Here is a 1,523-nt window from a genome sequence, read left to right on the forward strand (position 1 = left end):
CCGTGACCTCGAACGCCAACCCGATGGCCAGCACCTGGTCGCCGTAATCGCCGGCGCCGAAATCTCGATGGGCCGGCTCCCGGTCGGCGGGTACGCATTCCGCCTCACCGGTGGCATCGTCCGCACCTTCGACGCCGAGGTCGTCGACCTGTCACTCGCCAGCGCCGACGGCGGATCGGGCATGGTGACCCGGCTGACCAACATGGCCGCCGATCTGCCCGCGGCGATGGACCTGAACGTCAAGGACCGCGACTACATGGCTTCCCAGACCGAGCAGCTCGCCGACAAGCTCGGGGTGCCGTTCGCCAAGACCGACGAGATCACCCGGCTCACACACACCTACAACGAGATGCGGGCCGACCTCGCCGCCAGGGAGAACTCCCCCGAGGCGCTCGCCGAGAAGGCGGCCACCAAGGAACGATTGGCATCCGCCGGCATGTACCGCGGCTGGACCCGCGACCTCAACCCCACCCCCGGGCACGCCGAAGACCAAGGCATGACCCAGGACGAGCTCCGAGACATCACCCCGCTGCGGATGGTGGCGGCGGCCCGCGAGCACGCCGAGTACAAGGCGCAGTTGGCACAGAACCCGCAACCGCCGCGGTGGCAGCGCGCCGACGAGATCGGCTCCGAGCTCACCGCCGGATTCGACCGCGACACCGGCGATCCCGGTGCGGTGGTGAAGTGGACCGGCCGCGATTGGTACTGGTCCGCCCACAGTGATCGGGAGACCCTCGACAGTGGCACCTTCCCCACCCGGGACGCCGCGATCTCCGCTGCCGAGAAGGCCGTCGGAACCGCTCTTGCGGAATCCGCCATTCCGCCGGTGGCGGTGTGGGAACGAGACCACGCTGCGCTGACCGAGGTGCGCGCCAACGGCGCCCAGCCTGCGGCCGCCGCCGAAACGGCGACCGACCAGGAGCTGGCCGAGGTCATGCGGCTGGTCCAGTCCGACTACCCCACCCACGCAACCGCGACCGTCGCAATGAACACTGCCACGATCGAGCGGATCCCACCCGGCCTGAGAGCCGAACGCGGCCGGGACAGCGGTCAAGAACGCTGACGGCAGCGGTCAAGCCGCCATCAGCGTTTCCCGGACCAGGTTCTATCCGGCTCGGCTTCGTGGGTGGTCTGGCATCGGGCCCGACCACCCACCCGCGCCACACCGAAGCGTGTGGACCTGCGCCGAGTGGTCAGTTTCGGTCCGGCGTTGCTGCACGGCTCGGCTGGTGCGAGGAGGCAACTGGCCCGCACCCGTGAGTTGTCTGACAGGCGGTGTGCATTGCCGGGTGGTGGGCGGTGGTACCTGGTCGGCAGATTCCTTCTGCGACAGTTCCGCCCGGAGTTCAACGGCCCCCCGCGTGGCGAGCAGCCGGCAGACGTGCGACCGGTACCAGGTCGGGCTGCCGGCCGGGGTCGGGACGCCTTCGTCGTTGAGTTCGCGTGCGATCGATTCTTGCGTCCGACCCGAGATCGACATAGTCACGACACGGCGAAGCACATCGTCCGGGCACAGCTTGGGC

General features: G+C 69.1%; 1 protein-coding gene and 1 pseudogene. One reads left to right on the forward strand and one right to left on the reverse strand.

Going from position 1 to position 1,523, the window contains the following annotated elements:
- Positions 1-1,063 (forward strand): annotated as a pseudogene (locus WAW17_RS04030) (DUF3072 domain-containing protein); the annotation flags it as partial.
- Between the two features lie 42 nt (positions 1,064-1,105).
- On the opposite strand, the gene WAW17_RS04035 reads toward WAW17_RS04030, so the two are convergent.
- Positions 1,106-1,501: a recombinase family protein gene (locus WAW17_RS04035; protein WP_422331723.1), complete on the reverse strand. Its 396-nt coding sequence runs from the start codon at positions 1,499-1,501 to the stop codon at positions 1,106-1,108.
- Positions 1,502-1,523: the final 22 nt, after the last annotated feature.

Source organism: Rhodococcus sp. (in: high G+C Gram-positive bacteria) (genome assembly GCF_049286785.1).
Lineage (GTDB): Bacteria > Actinomycetota > Actinomycetes > Mycobacteriales > Mycobacteriaceae > Rhodococcus_F.